Here is a 16,745-nt window from a genome sequence, read left to right as displayed (position 1 = left end):
TTTTACGCCTGGCTCTTACTCAAATTTACAGCCCAAAACGCCTTTTCGCTTAAATTTGAGTAAAAGCCGTAGCTAGCCTTGCGCGGCTCAAATTTGCGCTCGCTTATGCAAATTTAACCGCTCGCTGTACCAAAGGCTCGCTAACTCCGTCTATCACGCGGATCTTAAAGGCATCCGCGCAGCACCCGCCGTCAAATTCAAACACGACCATTTGAAAGATTCGCCTGCATTTTTCATTTACTTTAAACGAGTGCTTGAGCCCCGTTAAAAAGCTCTTCACCGGCGCTTCCGCGTCCATGCCAATGACGCCGTCAAACGCCCCGCTAAGACCGACGTCGCTCACGTATGCGGTGCCGCTAACTATTTGCAAATCATCGGTTCCCACGTGCGTGTGAGTGCCGGCTATGGCTCCCACTCGCCCGCAAAATAGCCTAAAAAACGCGTTTTTCTCGCTCGTGGCCTCGGCGTGAAAGTCTATGAGGATATTTTCGCTCTCGCACTCCTCTAGCGCGCGCTCAGCCTCAAAAAAGGCGTTGTTCGTATGCGGCAAGCCGTAGTGCCCCATCAAATTTACCACGCTTAGACTCTTGCCCTCTTTGCTCAAATTTATCGCGCCGCGCCCAGCAGTTCCCGCGAAGTGATTATACGGGCGGATGATAGGCAGGGCGTCCATCAGCGCTACCACGTCTTTTTTATCAAAGCTATGGTTGCCGCCCGTGATCGCGTCGATACCGCAGCCAAGCAGCTCGTGCGCGTTTATTGCGGTTAGACCAAAGCCGCCGCTCGCGTTTTCGGCGTTTGCAACGATAAAGTCAAGCTCGAATTCTCGCTTAAATTTAGGCAAATTTTGTATCGCCGCGCTTCGTCCAGCGCGTCCGACGATATCGCCCACAAAGCCCACTCTAGTTAAATTTGCCATCAAATTTTATCTTTATAGCTTAGATAAAACTGCCTCGCGGTGCGTCCGGAGCGGCTCGCGCGTAGCTGGGCGTATTGCTTTGCTAGCTCATGAAGCATCGTTTTGTCGCCTACGAAATCTTTAAAATAAAAATCCACGATCTTTAGATAGTCCGTAAAGCTGCCCTGATAAAAGCTGAGCCAAAGCCCGAATCTATCGCTAAGCGCGATCTTTTCCTCGACCGCGTCGCTATAGTGCAGCTCCGTCTCGCCGACCTTCGCGCCCTCGTTGTCGCTTTTTAGTTCGCTGATCAGGTGGCGGCGGTTTGAGGTGGCGTAAACTAGCACGTTTTTAGGCGCCTTTTCGATTGAGCCCTCAAGCACGGGTTTTAAAAACTTATAGCTCATGTCTCCGGCCTCAAAGCTAAGATCGTCGCAAAAAATGATAAATTTAAAACTACTATCCCTGATCTCGTAAATGATCTCGGGTATCATCTCCAGCTCGTCGTTTTTTAGCTCGATTAGTCGCAGGCCATCTGGGTAAAATTTAGTAAAAACGGCCTTAACCAGGCTGCTTTTACCGCAGCCTCGAGCGCCCCACAGTATCGCGTGATTGGCACCCTTACCCTCTAAAAAATTTCGCGTATTTTCTACGAGCTCTTCTTTTTGTTTTTCTATCCCGATAAGCCCTTCAAGCTGCGTAAAATCAACGTCTATCACGCCTTTTAATGCGCCGAATTTACGCCTGTAAATCGCTGCGGCAGTCGTATTCCAGTCTATCATTTTTCCGCCCGTCCTTTATTTAGTTTTCTAAGATAGATCAAGATCTCTTCTATCACGTCATCATCGTCTTTGCTCTTTGATCTTAGTCTGGTTTGTTCGCCGTTTTGCGCGGTTAGCACGATGTTTTGCTCGGCGTTTGAGATGGCTTTAAAGCCCGCTTTGATCGCTAAAATTTTAATTATAATGAGGCTTAAAAACTGCTTGGTGTAGATGTCGGGCTTGCCGAATCTATCCTCGATCTCGCCCTCTATCTCATAAACCTCGGCGACCTCTTTGCACTTGCTAAGCCGTCTATATAGCTCCAAGCGCAGCCTATCCTCGCCGATAAACTCTGAGTTTAAAAATGCGTTTATGCTAAGTTTCAGGTCGATTTTCGCGCTCTCAAAGCTCTCTTTATTTAGTAGTTTATTTATCTCTTCTTCAAGCATTTTTATATAGAGCGAGTAGCCGATCGCCTCGATATGGCCGCTTTGAGCTTCGCCGACGAGGTTGCCGCCTCCTCTGATCTCTAGATCGTGATAGGCTAGCACGCTGCCCGAGCCCAAAAACGAATTACTCTCAAGCGCGACTAGGCGTTTTAGCGCGTCTGCGCTTAGGGCGTTTTTGTCTTCGACTAGAAAGTAGCAATACGCCTGCTTGTCGCTCCTGCCGACGCGTCCGCGTAGCTGATGCAGGTCTGCGATGCCGAATTTATTCGCGCCCTCGATGATGATGGTGTTTACGTTTGGCAGATGGATACCGCTTTCTACGATGCTGGTGCTTAGCAGCACGTCGTATTCGCCGTTTTCAAACTTCATCATCTCCTCTTCGGTCGTCTTGGCGTCGATCTTGGAGTGTAGCGTGAGGATGCGTAAATTTGGCATGATGTCTAAAATTTGCTTTTTTGCCTGAGGCATCGTGGCGATATGGTTGTGGATATAAAAAATTTGCCCGCCGCGGCGCAGTTCGCGCATGACGGCCTCTTTTACCGCCTTTTCATCCCACTCGCGCACGCTGGTTCGCACGTCTAGGCGCGAGCTTGGCGGAGTTTGCAATACGGAGTAGCCTTTGACGCTTGAAAGCGCCATATTTAGGCTGCGTGGTATCGGCGTCGCGCTCATAGATAACACGTGCGAGGCGCTTGAAATCTCTTTTAGTTTTTCTTTTTGTTTTACGCCGAATTTATGCTCTTCATCGATGATGATGAGGCCTAAATTTGAGGGCTTAACCGACAAAAGCGAGTGCGTACCCACGCAAACGCAAGGCTGCCCGGACTCTAGCGCCTTTATGGCTACCGCTTTTTCCTTTGCGCTCGTGAAACGGTCAAGCTTAAAGACGCTAGCGTCAAATTTGCCCAACCGCTCTTTTAGGCTTTTAAAATGCTGCGAGCTAAGAAGCGTCGTCGGCACGAAAAATAGCGCCTGAAAGCCCGATTTTACGCACTTAAATATCGCGTTCATCGCAACTTCGGTTTTACCGAATCCCACGTCGCCGCTAAGCAGCCTATCCATCACCTTGCCGCTTTTTAGATCGTTTGCGATGTCGCTTGATGCGCGCTCCTGATCTCTCGTGTAGGCAAAGCCCGCGTTTTGCAAGAAATTTAGATACTCCGCATCGTCCTTTTCGATGATTTCGCCGCGGATTAGCTCGCGCTGGGCGGCTAGTGAAATAATCTTTGAGGCGATAACGAAAAGCTTGGCTCTAACTTTTTCTTTTATCTTGGCGAAATTCGCCTTGCCTAGACGGTCTAAAACCGCGATACTACCGCTACCGGCAACGTATCTATCGATCAAATTTAGATGCTCCACGGGCAAAAGCAGCTTGTCCTCGTTTTGATAAACGATCACGACGAACTCGCGCGTCCTGCCGAGCACCGTTAGCTTTTCAAGCCCCGTAAATTTGCCGATGCCGTACTCCTCGTGCACGACGTAGTCGCCCGCCTTTAGCTCGTCGATGACTAGACTCGGTTTTTTGGCGCGCTTTTTCTTTTCAAATTTATTTAGCGAAACGATGATTTCGCTTGGTGAGACCAAATTTAACGCCGCTTCGGTTTGCACGAACTCTACGTTTTGATATTCGCTTAAATTTAATGCGTTAAAAAGACCTTCGTTGCGCGCTAAAACCTTGATTTTTTTATTTTTATTTAGCTCGAAAAAATCGGCGTTTGGAGTTACGCTTAAATCTTTATAAACTTTAGCTGCGGGCAATACGGGCAAATTTGCCACCTCGCCTAGATCCCGCTCAAAGCCGTCAAATTTTTTCGTTAAAACTGTTTTAAATTCGCGCGTATAGTCGATAAAACCGTCTATCGCCCAAAATCCAAGCGTCTTTAGGTCGCTGATTAGCGCGTCCGTTTGCATATCTTTTATTTTTTCTGACGTTTTTTCAAACTCGGCCTCGCCCAGAGCCGCGATAAAAGGCGAAATTTCAACGCTTTTTAGCTCGGTTTTGTTTGAAATTTGCGTTTGCGTGCTGTAGTGTCTGATGCTCTCTATCTCATCGTCAAAAAGCAAAATGCGGTTTGGCTCCTGCGCGCCGACGCAAAAAACGTCGATGATCTCGCCGCGAACGCAAAACTCGCCCTCGCTCTCCACGATATCGACTGCCTCGTAGCCAAAGCGCAATAGCTTTTCGGCTAGCTCTTTGGGATCGATTTTATCGCCGAAATTTAGCGTTAGCTTTTGTAGGTGTTTTTTGCCCGGAAGTTTGTTTAGGACAGTGCAAACGGGGCTGATGAGGAGTTTTTTGCCCTCGAATTCGTAAAATTTGGCTAGCTCGGACGATAGCTCGAAAAGCTCGGCGCTAAAGCTGCGCAGATCATCGCCCTCTCGCGCCCTAAAATCGGGCAATCTAAATACCTTAAGCCCGGCAAATTCCGCCGCGCTAAGAGCCGCGATGGCCTCCTTGTCATCCTCGCAGACGAGTAGCTGCGCATCGCCTCCGTTTAAAAAATACTCAAAAACCTCACTTTGCACCGCGGTACCTTTTTAGGAAGGCTTCCACGAGGTAAAACGACCCGAACGCCAGATACTCCTCGTCCGCGCGCACGTCCGTAAAGTCGGCAAACTCCATACCGAGCTGGCGCAAAGCCTCTTTCACCTGCTCCGTCGCAAGCTCGCGGCCCGGCGTCTCGTACTCGATGATGTAGGTTTTTTTGACGATTGGCCTGATCGCCTTTAGGACGGCTTTTATGTCCTTATCGGCAAAGGCGTTAAAGATCAAATTTAGCTTTTTGCCCTCAAATCTTTTCACGAGAGCTTGCGCCGCCATCTCGTTGTGCCCGACATCGATCGTTACGTTTGGCGAGATCTTTTCACAGCGTCCATTTAGATCTAGCGCACCCAAATTTGCTAAATTTAAGCTAAACCCAAGCTCCTTAAACGCCGAAGAGCTGAGAGTCAAATTTGAACGTAAAAACTCTGGTAAGCCGAATTTTTCCGCATAAATTTTAATCTCATTTTTATCATCGTCGCTTAAATTTTGGGAAGCAAATTTGAGCGTTGCGCCCTTTTTAGCAGCGATTTGCCTAGCGATACCGACGCAAAGCTCGTTCATATCGTCGTTCATTAAAGCAACGTCCGACATCGCGTTAAATTTAGTCGTCGCGATCTGTTCTATCGTGTCGCCCAGTAGCGCCGTGTGGTCAAAGCCGATCGGAGTAAAGAGGCTAAGGCGCTTGTCAAATACGTTCGTAGCGTCGAATTCGCCGCCCACGCCCGCCTCGCAGACGAAAAAGTCGTACCCCTCAAAAAGCGGAGCACAAAGCAGCGTCGCATACTCGAAATACGAAAGCGAGCGCGCGACCTCGGGGGGCAAAATTTTAATCAGCCTCTCGTGAGCCGTCTCGAGCGCATCCGCGCTAGCCACGGCGCCGTTCATCCAAAATCTCTCGCGAAACTCGAAGATATGCGGGCTCGTATAGTGGCCGACGCTATGACCGCGCGCGAGCATCTGCGCTAAAAATCGCCCCGTGCTGCCCTTGCCATTCGTACCGATAAGATGGATGATTTTTGGTATTTTAAACGCACTCTGCACGAATTTAAAGGCGTTTGGCATGCGCGCGCGGTTGATTTCCTTATAAAAAAGGGGTTTGTTTTCTAAAAAATTATCTAACATTCATTTAGCATTCCGGCATGACCTTGTTTCTGCCGCCCTGCTTTGCCTGATAAAGCATCTTGTCGGCCTCTTCTATCGTCGCATTCGAGCCCGTACTCGCGCTTCTTATCGCTACGCCGCAGCTTGCCGTTACGTCTATGCGCTCGCCTTTATACATAAATTTAGAATTTTGCACGATTTCTCGCATCTTTTCGGCAAATTTAACCGCATCGGCCAAAGTGATCTCGGGCAATAAAATAACAAACTCTTCGCCGCCGTATCTACCGACGAAATCAGCCTGGCGGGAGTATTTTCTAAGCATCTTGCCTATGGTAGCCAAGACGACGTCGCCCGCTTCGTGCCCGTAAACGTCGTTTATGCGCTTAAAGTGATCTATATCAAAAAAGCAAACGCCGTAATCGTTGCCGTATCTGTTGTATTTTTGTTCCATTCGCTCGAGCTCTTCAACTAGCGCCTTTTTAGTTCCGGTTTTGGTTAAAAAGTCCTCTTTGCTTTGAGATCTTGCGCTTTCTAGATCGGTTTCTAGCTTATTTACTCTTTCTTGAAGCTCTTTTATGGTCTTTTGATCGTTTACCATCTGCTCGCCCAGCTGCTTAACCTCGCCGTCAAGAGCGTCGGCGATGGTTAGCATCTTATCTCTAATGCCTTCAAAGCTATCTTCGCGCAAATTTATCGAGCTTAGATCGTCTTTGATGTACTGCATCGTGCTAGAGCTTTTTGACGAGCTGCTGATTAGGCTTACGATTTGGTTATTTATGCCGTCTAAAACCTTATCGAGCACGCCGACTTTATTTAAAATTTCGGCCTTATCTAGCTCGATTCGTTTTTTGGTCAGTTCTTCTATCTTTTCTCTTGTTTGACCGTCTTCGAGCAGGCTCGGATCGCTTTTTAAAATTTTATTTATTTTTCTTACGTCGTCGCTGATTTTATCGGTAATAGAAGGCTCTAGCATCATAGCTATGAGCGGGATTATTTTTTCGTAAATTTGCGTGCTATCTAGCTCTTTTATAGTCGCATTATCAAGCTCTATGACGATAGATTGCAAATCATCGAATTTTTTTATGCCGTATGAGCCAAGACGCTTTAAAAACGAATCGTCGTAATCTGTTAGAAAATCAAACCACTTGTCTTTTACCTTTTCTACCGTGGCTACGTCAAGCCTCCTGTTTAGCGCCTCTATGCTGCTTTCAGAGAGCTCTTTGGCGTTTTTGTTGTGTAAGAGGGATATGCTTTGCAAAACCCTTTTATTCATTAGCAAAAGCGAGCTTACGAGCTTTGAGTTGTCTATTATGCTTGGCGAATTTAACCTAGAGGCCATAAACGCAAAAAGCTCGTCCACGTTTTTTACGTTTTTTTGCTTTAGCTGATCCTTAAAATCATCATTTAATCTTGCGACGTATTTTTCGAGTTTTTGGCACTCGGGCAAGGTAACGCCGTTTTTTTTCGCTATCTCGCAAAAAACCTCTGCGTAGTTATCCGGAGTAAATACGAGTCCGCGATCTTTTATTGCCTGTATAGCTTCTCTTATGATCTGATTTACGCTAATTGCCATTTTTTAGCCCCTTTACCGCAAGCACTGCGATATACTCGTCAAAAGCCTCCTGCGAAGCCTCTTTTATGGCGTTATACTTCTCACTCTCGCTGATAACGCCGTCGGCAAATCTAGTATCCCTTACTTTTTGCGAAACGGTGAAGTCATGCTCGCCCGAAGTCGTCACCGATAGTATCTTGCCGCCTTTTAACTTAGTATCGAAATTTAGCGTTAGTATCGCTTTGTACGACGTCACGTAGCCGTTTTCATCATATAGCAACGCTTGGTAATTGAGTGATTTGATCGAAACGGTTATCGTCGTAGGCTCGTTTTTATCGTAGTTCATGCGCTTGCCTAGCCTTGTTACGATACCCTCCAGCACGCTATCTTTGATCCAGACGCTATTTTTAGGCTCTTCTTTGCTTATTAGCACGTTTACGTATACGCGGTCGCCCATTATGTCGTTCGTGATCTTTGAGACGGGCTTATAGCCGCATCCGACCAAGATAAAAGCCGCTAAAAATAGTAAAATTTTTATCTTCAAATTTTAGCCTTTTATTACGAAATTTACGAGCTTTCCGTTCACGTAAATTTGTTTGATTATCTCTTTTCCTTCTAGCCATTTAGCCGCGCTTTGTCTAGCTAGAGCCAAAACCTCGTCCTCGTTTGCGCTGCTCGGCGCTTCAAATTCGCCGCGCCTTTTGCCGTTAACGGTGATAGCCAAATTTAAGCTATCTTTTTCAAAAACCTCGTCTAAAATTTCTATTTTCGTAAAATTCGCCCTAGCAAATAACTGCTCGCTAAGCTCGTTTGCGACATGCGGCACGATAGGCTCGAGCAAATTTAAGATGATAAAAAAGGCTTCCGTCGTTACGTCCCGATTATCCTGCGCATTTACGGCGTTTAGAGCTTCCATGCAGGCGGCGATTAGGGTGTTAAACGTAAAATTTTCCTCGTAAACGTCGTTTGATTTTTTAAGCGCTTCATAAACCTTCATGCGTGCGTATTTTTCTTCTTTGCTCAAATTTGCGTGCGTTATCTGCGGGATTTGCATGCATCTTTTTAAGCCCGAGCTTCGTTCGTATAAGCGATTTAAAAATCTAAACGCGCCCTCGACAGCGCTGTCGTTCCACTCAAGTTCTTTTTGCGGAGGCGCAGCAAATAGGATGAAAAGCCTAGCCGTATCGGCGCCGTATTTATGTATGATGTCATCTGGATCGACCACGTTGCCTTTGCTTTTACTCATTTTTTTGCCGTCTTTTAGTACCATGCCCTGAGTAAGCAGGCGCTCAAACGGCTCGTCATCTCTTAAGTAACCTAGATCTCGTAAGGCCTTTTGAAAAAATCTCGCGTAAAGCAGGTGCAAGATCGCATGCTCTATACCGCCGATATACTGGTCTACGTTCATCCAATAATTCACGCTTTTAGCGTCAAACGCGCGATCCTGCCACGTTTTTTCGTCGCTCGCGTACCTAGCGAAATACCAGCTACTCTCAAAAAACGTATCCATCGTATCGGTCTCGCGGATAGCCTCTCCGCCGCATTTTGGACACTTTACGTGCTTCCAGCTCTCGTGTTTATCGAGCGGATTTCCCTCGCCCGTTATCTGTACGTCGTCAGGTAGCGTCACAGGCAGATTTTCGATCTTTTCAGGTACGACGCCACAGTACTTGCAGTGCACCATCGGTATCGGCGCGCCCCAGTAGCGCTGTCTAGAGATACCCCAGTCGCGGATTTTAAAATTTACGACGCGTTTGCCGATCTTGTCCGCTTCAAATTTTTCTATTATTTTTAGTTTTGCCTCTTCGCTGCCAAGACCGTTTATGAGCGGCGAATTTATAGATATTCCGTATTCAGTTAGCGCTTTGCCGCCCTCAAATTCGCCCTGTGCAGGCTTAACCACCCATTTTATAGGCAGGTCAAATTTGCTCGCAAACTCATAGTCGCGCTCATCGTGAGCCGGCACCGCCATAACCGCGCCGCTACCGTAGTCTGCTAGGACGAAATTCGCCACCCAAACCGGCACTTTTTCTCCGGTTAGCGGATGCAAGACGTTGATACCTAAAAACAGTCCGTCTTTTTCGCTGGCTTGGCGTTCGCGCGGACTTTGGTTTAAAATTTTTCTGATTCTCTCGGCTTTGGCCGCCTCAAGCTTACCGCCGTCAAGCAGCCTTTTTACGATCTTGTGCTCAGGCGCCAAGGCAGCATAGCTAACGCCGTAAATCGTATCAGGGCGCGTAGTAAATACCTCAAATCCGTCTATCTGCTCGCCGCCTTCTAAAATTTGCTTCGACTCCTCGTCAAGCTCAAATTTAAACTCCAAGCCAAAGCTCTTGCCGATCCAGTTTTCCTGCATCGTGAGCACTTGAGACGGCCATTTGCCCTCAAGGCGCTTTAGGTCGTCTAGCAGCTCCTGCGCGTAGTCGGTGATCTTTAAATAGTAGCCCGGCAGCTCGCGCTGGACGACGGCGTTACCGCATCTCCAGCAGCATCCGTCCTCGACCTGCTCGTTTGCAAGCACGGTTTGGTCGTATTCACACCAGTTTACGACTGCGCTTTTGCGGTAGACCAGCCCTTTTTCGTACATTTTGATGAAAAACTCTTGTTCAAATTTAGTATAAAGCGGATCGGAAGTCGCAAATTCGCGCTTTTTAGAAAAGCTAAGTCCTAGCGTCTCAAGCTCGCCGCGCATGTAGTCTATATTTTCGTAAGTCCAAATTTTAGGATGAATTTTGTGCTTTATCGCTGCATTTTCCGCAGGCATACCGAAGCTATCAAAGCCGATCGGATGAAGGACGTTGTAGCCGCGCTTGCGGTAGTAGCGAGCGAGAGCGTCGCCGATGGTGTAGTTTCTCACGTGCCCCATATGGATACGTCCGCTAGGATACGGAAACATGCTTAGGATGTATTTTTTAGGTAGGCTATAGTCGTCTTTGGGCTCAAATTCGCCGTTTTTACTCCAAATTTCTTGCCATTTTTTTTCTATTTTTGCCGGCTCGTATTTTAAAATTTCACTCATTTTTACTCCTAAAATTCTTCTTGCGTCTTGCCGGACTCAACCAAAACAAGCGCTAGAGAAAAGACGTTTGCTATCGCGGCGCCGATCGCTAGCGAATACGCCATATGCGCGTTGCCGTTTACCTGAAGCAATACAAAAGCCGGAATAAGATGCAAGTCGGCCACTAGCGAGCTAGCAAAAAGCTCGGCGGCAAAGACGTTTTTGACGCCGATTTTTAGCAGCGTCGAGATCACGTTTACGCTCGCCGCTACAAATAGCGCAATCTCGTTTTTATCGTACAAAAACCCCGCCGTCGTAGTCAGGCTCATAAGCGCGAAAAATATATAAACAACCTTACCCCAGTTCATCGCTTCTCCTTATATAGTGCCTTTTTCAAACATCGCGCGTTGCTTGTCTTTCTCTCTTTGCACGCGCGCCTTTTCCGATTCCATAGCGCGGTATTTCTCCACGCTAAATTTAAACCATAAAAGCATAGGCGCGGCGACGAATATCGAGCTAAGCGTACCGATGACGATGCCCACTATCAGCGCCAAAGAAAATCCGTGTATCATATCTCCGCCGAACAAAAATAGCACGACGACGGTGATGAGCGTGGTGCCTGAAGTGAGTATCGTTCTAGTTAGCGTCGCGGAGACCGATTCGTTTATTATCGTGTCAAGATGCGTGCTCTTGCTGGTTTTAATATTTTCTCTGATACGGTCAAAGACGATGATCGTATCGTTTAGCGAGTAGCCTACGACCGTAAGGATCGCCGCAAGAGTGTCCAAATTTACGTCGATAGCAAAAAAGCTGATCGCGCCCATCGTGATCACGACGTCGTGTATCTCCGAGGCCACCGCCGCCATCGCAAATCTCCACTCGAATCTAAACGCGATGTAGATCAAAATACCGACGAGCGAGATCGCAAGCGCCATCATACCTTTTTCGCGTAGTTCGTCGCCGACTTTAGGTCCGACCACGTCCGTGCGGCGGATCTCAAATTTACCCGTATCTTTTAAAAGCTCGGCGACGCTAGCTCCGACGTCGCTACCCAAATTTGAGTTTGCCCCAGAAAATCTAATCGTAACTTCCTCCGCCGAGCCAAACTCCGTAACGCTCGCGTTTTTATAGGCTTCGTCTTTTGCCAAAGCCGCGCGAATTTTATCTAGCGAGACTGCGCTATCGTACTTCACCTGGATGAGCGTACCGCCGGAAAAATCGATGCCGTAGTTAAAGCCTTTCGTCGCCATCAAAAAAAGCGAACCGAAAAATAGCACGGCTGAGACGGCTAGCGCGATGTAGCGCTTGCTCATAAAATCATAAACATGTGCCTTTGAGAAAAATTGCATTTATACCCTTTTATAACCGAACCAAAACCGCGTGTTGCCGCTTTTTTCTATTTTATTTATAATCGTATCAAACATACCGTGAGTACCCAAGATCGCCGTTATCATCGAAGCAATGATACCTATGCCCATAGTAACGGCAAAGCCCTTGACTGGACCCGTACCGTAGGCGTAAAGCACGACCGATGTGATAAGCGTGGTCAAATTTGCGTCTATGATCGCGCTCATCGCGTTTTCGTAGCCCTTTTTCACGCTCGTTGCGATGCTGGCTCCGTCGCGCAGCAGCTCCCTGATACGCTCGTTTATGATGACGTTTGCATCCACGGCCATACCGATGGTTAGCACTATGCCTGCCATTCCAGGTAGCGTTAGAGCAGCGCCGAACATCGCCATCACGGCGACTAATATTAAGATATTTGCGACAAGCGCGATATTTGCCAAAATGCCGCTAAATCCGTAATAAGCTATCATAAACAGCACCACCAAAACCGAAGCCGAGGCTAGCGCGATCATAGATTGTTTTATGCTATCGGCGCCCAGACTTGGTCCTACGCTTCGTTTTTCTAGCATTTTTACCGGAGCCAAAAGAGCGCCGCTTCTAAGCGCGATAGCTACGTCGTGAGCCTCCTCTACGCTAAATCCGCCGCTTATCTGACCGCTTCCGCCGCCGATTCGCTCGTTTATCGACGGAGCCGAGTAAACCCTACCGTCAAGCACGATAGCTAGGCGCTTGCCGACGTTTGCGCCCGTAAAATCGCCAAAAATTCTAGCTCCCTCGGCGTTTAGAGTAAAGCTGATGATAGGCGAGTTCGTGCGCTGATCAAAGGCGACTCTAGCGTCCGTTAGCATCGCGCCGTCAAGTACGGGGATGTTTTTTACGACGTATTTTATCTGCTCGTTTTTGACGTCCGGATAGACGATATCGCCGTAGCTCTCAGCCTCGGCTTCGCTCATAGAGTTTGCCTGCGACTGGCGCTTTTCATCGACGGCCATCAACTGGAGGTGCGCGGCTTTTGCTATGAGATCGCGTGCGCGCTGCTCGTCGGCCGCCGTTTTGATACCCGGAAGCTCGACTAGGATATTATCCTTGCCCTGTCTTGCTACCGTAGGCTCGGCCAGACCGAACTGATCGAGTCGGTTTCTGATAGTTTCGACCGCTTGATTTATCGCGTATTCGATCGTTTCGGCCTTCTCGGCGTCGGTTAAGCCGACCGAGTATTTTAGGCCGTCTTTTTGTACGTTAAGACCCTTGATATCTTTTAGCATGCCGTCGATTTTAGCGGCTTCGTCCGCATCAAGTAGCTCAAAGTCCACCTTGTCTTCGCGGATCTTAAAGCTATCTATCAAAACGTCCTCTTTTTTCGCAAAATAGTTCACGCTAGCGGCTATCGACTTGATCTTTGAGTGTATGGCTTCCTCGGTTTCGACGCCAAGGAGCATATGAAGTCCGCCCTGCAAATCAAGTCCTAGACTGATTTTAGAGCCGCCTAGCTTGTCAGTAAAAGACGGCGCGGAAAAGATAATGCCGAAAATCAAAGCCAAAGCAAAGATAATCAGCCTATACGTTATTTTGCCGTTACGCATTTGCTTTCGTCTCTGTTTTTTCTATTTTTCTCGCGACGAATTCGCGTGAAACTCGCACGATTACGTCGTCGTTAAGCTTAACTCTGATAAAATCCTCTTCCGGTTTTATCACCTCGCAGATTAGTCCGCCGCTAGTTATGATCTTGTCGCCCTTTTCGAGTGCGGCTATCATCGCGGCATGAGCTTTTTGCTGTTTTTGCTGCGGTCTGATAACCAAAAAATAAAATATCGCGAAAAGCACGACTAGAGGCAGTAATGAAGCTACGAAATTTCCTTCTTGCATGGGGTTCCTTAATAAAAAAAATTTTAAGCCCTTATTTTAGCACTAAAATTATAATAAAAGCCTTTGTCGGCGCGATTTTAATATCAAATTTTATACTAGCCGATGTTTTAGGCGGCGAAATTTTAAATTTTATCTCGCCGTTTTTTGCGATCGCGGGCTTTTATTTGCTGCTCAAATTTGACCGCCGCGGCTTTTTTTGGACGGGATTTTTTGTCGGGATTTCATGGTTTTACTGGATCAGCTTTAGCCTCGTTTATTACGAGCTTGGCTACCTCATCCCGCTTGAAATTTTAGCTATCGGGATCATCTACGGCGCGCTGTTTTTGATAGCAGGTATCCCGGCTCAAATTTGGCTAAGGGCCTTGCTGCTTATCCTAGTTACAAACATCCATCCCTTCGGCTTTAACTGGCTAAATTTAGAAGCCGTTTTCGTGCCGGGCATATTTGCGCCCAGTTTGCTCGCGCTTACGTTTATTTTCGCCGCTATTTTGTGCCTGTTTTACGTCAAAAACCGCTTCAAATTTATCGCTTTTGTCGCGCTTTTAGCCTGCGCGGTGCAGTATGATACGCCAAATTTTAAAACCCTGCCTTTCGAAGTAAAGCTAACAAACACCGACGTTCCGCAAGAGCTAAAGTGGCAAAAGCAGCTAAAAAACGAGTTTATAAATCAAAATTTAGACATCATAGACGAGGCGATAAGCGCTGGATTTAGGACGATTATTTTGCCCGAGAACGCCTTTCCCGTCTATATGACGCACGAGCGAAATCTCATCACAGAGCTGCTCGAAAAGTCGCAAAAGATCGCTATCGTCGCCGGCGCGCTAGCTCGCGAAAACGGCACCAACTACAACTCGGCGTTTTTCTTTGATCGCGGCAAGATGCGGCGGATGGATAAATTTATCCTTGTGCCTTTTGGCGAAGAGATCCCGCTACCGGCATTTGCACGTGATTTGATAAATAAAATATTTTTCAGCGGAGCAAAGGATTTTGAGACGGCAAGCACCCCTAGCGACTACGAGATAGAGGGCGTAAAAATCAGAAACGCGATCTGCTACGAAGCGACTAGGGACGAGCTATTTGAGGGTGAATTTGACGTCATGATTGCGGTAACTAACAACGGCTGGTTCGTGCCTAGTACCGAGCCAAATTTACAGCGAAATTTACTCAAATACTACGCGACGAAATACGGCAAAGCCATCTATCACAGCGTAAACGGCTCGCCGTCTGAGATAATAACGCCAAAACAGGGCTTGTTCGATAAATTTTTTAGATAAATTTGCTAAATTTAGGCGTTTTTGCGTTTGCGAAATAGCAGCCGAATTTGCAACACCGCGTAAAATATACAAGCTGCAACAAAAACTACAAACATAAAATCAATACACATCTGCCAAAATAGCTCGCTGGGAGACCTCAGCACCCATTCGTATTCAGGCGAATTTCTTGGTTTACGATATCCGATATAATAACCCGTAAAATCCATATTTATCAAAAAACCAGCCCACAAAATGCCGCAAAATGAAAGAAAAAATCCCGCTACCGGATTTTCTTTTCTTGCTTGTTTCATCACGCGAGCTTTATTCTCTTTACTGCCGCACAGCAAACAAGCCGCGACGAAACCGACAAGCGTGACGACCTTGATAATCCCCATATAAGCGATATAAAACGCGGCCTTTTGCGTAAAATCCGTGTGAGAAAAAGCTCGCTCTACGGCCGGGTAAATTTTAAGCATAGCTTCCACGAAATCTCTTGCCAAAGACGAGCGAGCCAGCACGTCAAAAGGCAATACAAAAATGCCTAGCGCGCAGATAAAATAAAACGGGCAAAGCCCGAGTAAAACGAATCCGAGCGTCTTGTTTTTGCCGTTTTGTTTTGTTGCCGTTTGCATTTTAATTCTCTTTAAATTTTATCGCGCGTTTTTGAAGTAAAATTTAAGACGTAAAGCGGGATGAAATTTCATACGAAGCCTTAAATTTGAGGGTAAATTTAAGCCCGCGTTAAATTTAGCGGGCTTTCAAAATTATTTAATCAAAGCCTTGAAAGTATCGACCGCATCAAGCTTTTCCCACGGATATTTGGCGTTTCCGACTTGACCTTTGGCTGCTACTTTAGCGTATAAAAACGTATCTTTGCCAGGTTTATCCAGGCCGAATTTGTTCGTGATCCAGCGCGGAGTGAGGGCGAAATTTTCGCTAACGAAATTTGACAGCATATCGTCGTTTATACCCGCGATCTGCGTGCCCATCGTATCGACGCTAACAGAGGTAGGCTTTGCCATACCGATAGCGTAGCTTAGCTGGACGATACATTTTTTAGCAAGGCCCGCAGCGACGATATTTTTAGCTATCCAGCGCGCTGCGTAAAGACCGCTGCGATCGACTTTCGTGTAGTCTTTGCTGCTTTGCGCGCCGCCGCCTATCGGGCTATATCCGCCAAAGCTATCTACGATGAGCTTGCGGCCGGTTAGTCCGCTGTCGTGAAGCGAGCTGTGATTTACGTAGCGGCCGGTCGGGTTGATATAGATGAGCGTTTTACTTTTATCGTAAAGGCCTTTTGGCAAGCCCGCGTCGTCGATGAGAGTTTGCACTAGGGCGCGCAGCTCCTCTATCTTCATCGTCTCGACGCAAGGAGCCGAAACAACGATAGTATGGATGCTTTGCGGCTTGCAACTTTCAAAGTTATCCTTCGTGCCGTAGTCTACGGTAACCTGAGTTTTGATATCGACGCCGAGTTTATCGGGATTAGCTTTGGCAAATTTATAAACCTTATCGCAAAGCATTCTAGCGTAGGTTATGGCTGCAGGCATATATTCGTTCGCTTCGCAGCTGGCAAAGCCAAACATTATACCCTGATCCCCGGCGCCTATCTCGCCGCCTTCTTGATCGACGCCTTGGTTTATATCGGCGCTTTGCTGATTTATGCAGACTTTTATCTCTACGTCGTCGGGGTGCAGGCACTGCTCTTTCGTAAATTTAGACTTGCCGTCGTAGCCGATTTTAGCTAGCGCGTTTTTAACGATACCCTCGTAGTCTTTGAAGCTTAACTTGACCTTAGAGTTTATCTCTCCGCCTATTATAATGTTTTTACCCGCGACGAAAACTTCGCTAGCGACGCGGCCGTTTGGATCTTGCATCAAGATCGTATCGACGATACTGTCGGCAATGATGTCGGCGCATTTATCCGGATGACCCGGGCTCACAACCTCAGAAGTAAATAAATACATGCTTTTCC

General features: G+C 47.2%; 14 protein-coding genes. 1 reads left to right on the top strand and 13 read right to left on the bottom strand.

The window, feature by feature from the left end:
- Positions 1-103 precede the first annotated feature (103 nt).
- Genes H7R39_RS02000 through yajC form a run of 11 tightly spaced genes read right to left on the bottom strand, consistent with a single transcriptional unit; the run spans position 104 to position 13,517 of the window.
- Positions 104-919, bottom strand: coding sequence for a TIGR00282 family metallophosphoesterase (locus H7R39_RS02000; RefSeq protein WP_185897746.1), 816 nt, complete (start codon positions 917-919; stop codon positions 104-106).
- On the bottom strand, positions 919-1,680 hold the full coding sequence (locus tag H7R39_RS01995) for an ATP-binding protein (protein ID WP_185897745.1): 762 nt from the start codon (positions 1,678-1,680) through the stop codon (positions 919-921). The genes H7R39_RS02000 and H7R39_RS01995 overlap by 1 nt, the downstream gene beginning before the upstream one ends.
- Positions 1,677-4,634 carry a DEAD/DEAH box helicase gene (locus tag H7R39_RS01990; protein WP_185897744.1) on the bottom strand — a complete coding sequence of 986 codons (2,958 nt, stop codon included), beginning with the start codon at positions 4,632-4,634 and terminating at the stop codon, positions 1,677-1,679. Before H7R39_RS01990 ends, H7R39_RS01995 begins: the two co-directional genes overlap by 4 nt.
- Entirely contained in the window at positions 4,624-5,775 is a 1,152-nt protein-coding gene (locus tag H7R39_RS01985; protein WP_185897743.1) for a folylpolyglutamate synthase/dihydrofolate synthase family protein, read from the bottom strand. The genes H7R39_RS01990 and H7R39_RS01985 overlap by 11 nt, the downstream gene beginning before the upstream one ends.
- Before the next feature lie 4 nt (positions 5,776-5,779).
- Positions 5,780-7,327 (bottom strand): GGDEF domain-containing protein, encoded by a 1,548-nt coding sequence (locus H7R39_RS01980; protein ID WP_185897742.1) that lies wholly within the window; start codon positions 7,325-7,327, stop codon positions 5,780-5,782.
- Positions 7,317-7,850, bottom strand: a complete 534-nt coding sequence (lptE, locus tag H7R39_RS01975) for an LPS assembly lipoprotein LptE (protein ID WP_185897741.1) — start codon at positions 7,848-7,850, stop codon at positions 7,317-7,319. Before lptE ends, H7R39_RS01980 begins: the two co-directional genes overlap by 11 nt.
- A 3-nt stretch (positions 7,851-7,853) precedes the next feature.
- On the bottom strand, positions 7,854-10,325 hold the full coding sequence (gene leuS, locus H7R39_RS01970) for a leucine--tRNA ligase (RefSeq protein ID WP_185897740.1): 2,472 nt from the start codon (positions 10,323-10,325) through the stop codon (positions 7,854-7,856).
- Between the two features lie 8 nt (positions 10,326-10,333).
- Positions 10,334-10,672, bottom strand: a complete 339-nt coding sequence (locus tag H7R39_RS01965) for a DUF6394 family protein (protein ID WP_002953043.1) — start codon at positions 10,670-10,672, stop codon at positions 10,334-10,336.
- Between the two features lie 9 nt (positions 10,673-10,681).
- Positions 10,682-11,653 (bottom strand): protein translocase subunit SecF, encoded by a 972-nt coding sequence (gene secF, locus H7R39_RS01960; protein WP_185897739.1) that lies wholly within the window; start codon positions 11,651-11,653, stop codon positions 10,682-10,684.
- Entirely contained in the window at positions 11,654-13,234 is a 1,581-nt protein-coding gene (secD, locus tag H7R39_RS01955; RefSeq protein WP_185897738.1) for a protein translocase subunit SecD, read from the bottom strand.
- Entirely contained in the window at positions 13,227-13,517 is a 291-nt protein-coding gene (yajC, locus tag H7R39_RS01950) for a preprotein translocase subunit YajC (RefSeq protein WP_124850834.1), read from the bottom strand. Before yajC ends, secD begins: the two co-directional genes overlap by 8 nt.
- On the opposite strand from yajC, the gene H7R39_RS01945 reads away from it, so the two are divergent.
- Positions 13,490-14,791: an apolipoprotein N-acyltransferase gene (locus H7R39_RS01945; RefSeq protein ID WP_185897737.1), complete on the top strand. Its 1,302-nt coding sequence runs from the start codon at positions 13,490-13,492 to the stop codon at positions 14,789-14,791. The genes yajC and H7R39_RS01945 overlap by 28 nt on opposite strands.
- 11 nt (positions 14,792-14,802) lie before the next feature.
- Here the strand turns inward: H7R39_RS01945 and H7R39_RS01940 are convergent, their stop codons facing one another.
- Together H7R39_RS01940 and metK are read right to left on the bottom strand one after the other, a co-directional pair.
- Positions 14,803-15,402, bottom strand: coding sequence for a hypothetical protein (locus H7R39_RS01940; protein WP_185897736.1), 600 nt, complete (start codon positions 15,400-15,402; stop codon positions 14,803-14,805).
- 132 nt (positions 15,403-15,534) lie between these two features.
- Positions 15,535-16,737, bottom strand: coding sequence for a methionine adenosyltransferase (metK, locus tag H7R39_RS01935; RefSeq protein ID WP_185897735.1), 1,203 nt, complete (start codon positions 16,735-16,737; stop codon positions 15,535-15,537).
- Between the last annotated feature and the right edge of the window lie 8 nt (positions 16,738-16,745).

It is taken from the genome of Campylobacter massiliensis (genome assembly GCF_014253065.1).
Taxonomy (GTDB): domain Bacteria; phylum Campylobacterota; class Campylobacteria; order Campylobacterales; family Campylobacteraceae; genus Campylobacter_A; species Campylobacter_A massiliensis.
Note: the sequence above shows the minus strand (reverse complement) of the source record. Positions and strands in the feature narration are given on the sequence as shown.

Excerpts from the sequence above, each read along its gene's own strand:
- metK (WP_185897735.1), bottom strand. The coding sequence starts at position 16,737 with ATGTATTTATTTACTTCTGAGGTTGTGAGCCCGGGTCATCCGGATAAA.
- H7R39_RS01985 (WP_185897743.1), bottom strand. The coding sequence starts at position 5,775 with ATGTTAGATAATTTTTTAGAAAACAAACCCCTTTTTTATAAGGAAATC.
- H7R39_RS01945 (WP_185897737.1), top strand. The coding sequence starts at position 13,490 with ATGAAGCTACGAAATTTCCTTCTTGCATGGGGTTCCTTAATAAAAAAA.
- H7R39_RS01980 (WP_185897742.1), bottom strand. The coding sequence starts at position 7,327 with ATGGCAATTAGCGTAAATCAGATCATAAGAGAAGCTATACAGGCAATA.
- H7R39_RS01965 (WP_002953043.1), bottom strand. The coding sequence starts at position 10,672 with ATGAACTGGGGTAAGGTTGTTTATATATTTTTCGCGCTTATGAGCCTG.
- leuS (WP_185897740.1), bottom strand. The coding sequence starts at position 10,325 with ATGAGTGAAATTTTAAAATACGAGCCGGCAAAAATAGAAAAAAAATGG.
- secD (WP_185897738.1), bottom strand. The coding sequence starts at position 13,234 with ATGCGTAACGGCAAAATAACGTATAGGCTGATTATCTTTGCTTTGGCT.
- yajC (WP_124850834.1), bottom strand. The coding sequence starts at position 13,517 with ATGCAAGAAGGAAATTTCGTAGCTTCATTACTGCCTCTAGTCGTGCTT.
- H7R39_RS01940 (WP_185897736.1), bottom strand. The coding sequence starts at position 15,402 with ATGCAAACGGCAACAAAACAAAACGGCAAAAACAAGACGCTCGGATTC.
- H7R39_RS01995 (WP_185897745.1), bottom strand. The coding sequence starts at position 1,680 with ATGATAGACTGGAATACGACTGCCGCAGCGATTTACAGGCGTAAATTC.
- secF (WP_185897739.1), bottom strand. The coding sequence starts at position 11,653 with ATGCAATTTTTCTCAAAGGCACATGTTTATGATTTTATGAGCAAGCGC.
- H7R39_RS02000 (WP_185897746.1), bottom strand. The coding sequence starts at position 919 with ATGGCAAATTTAACTAGAGTGGGCTTTGTGGGCGATATCGTCGGACGC.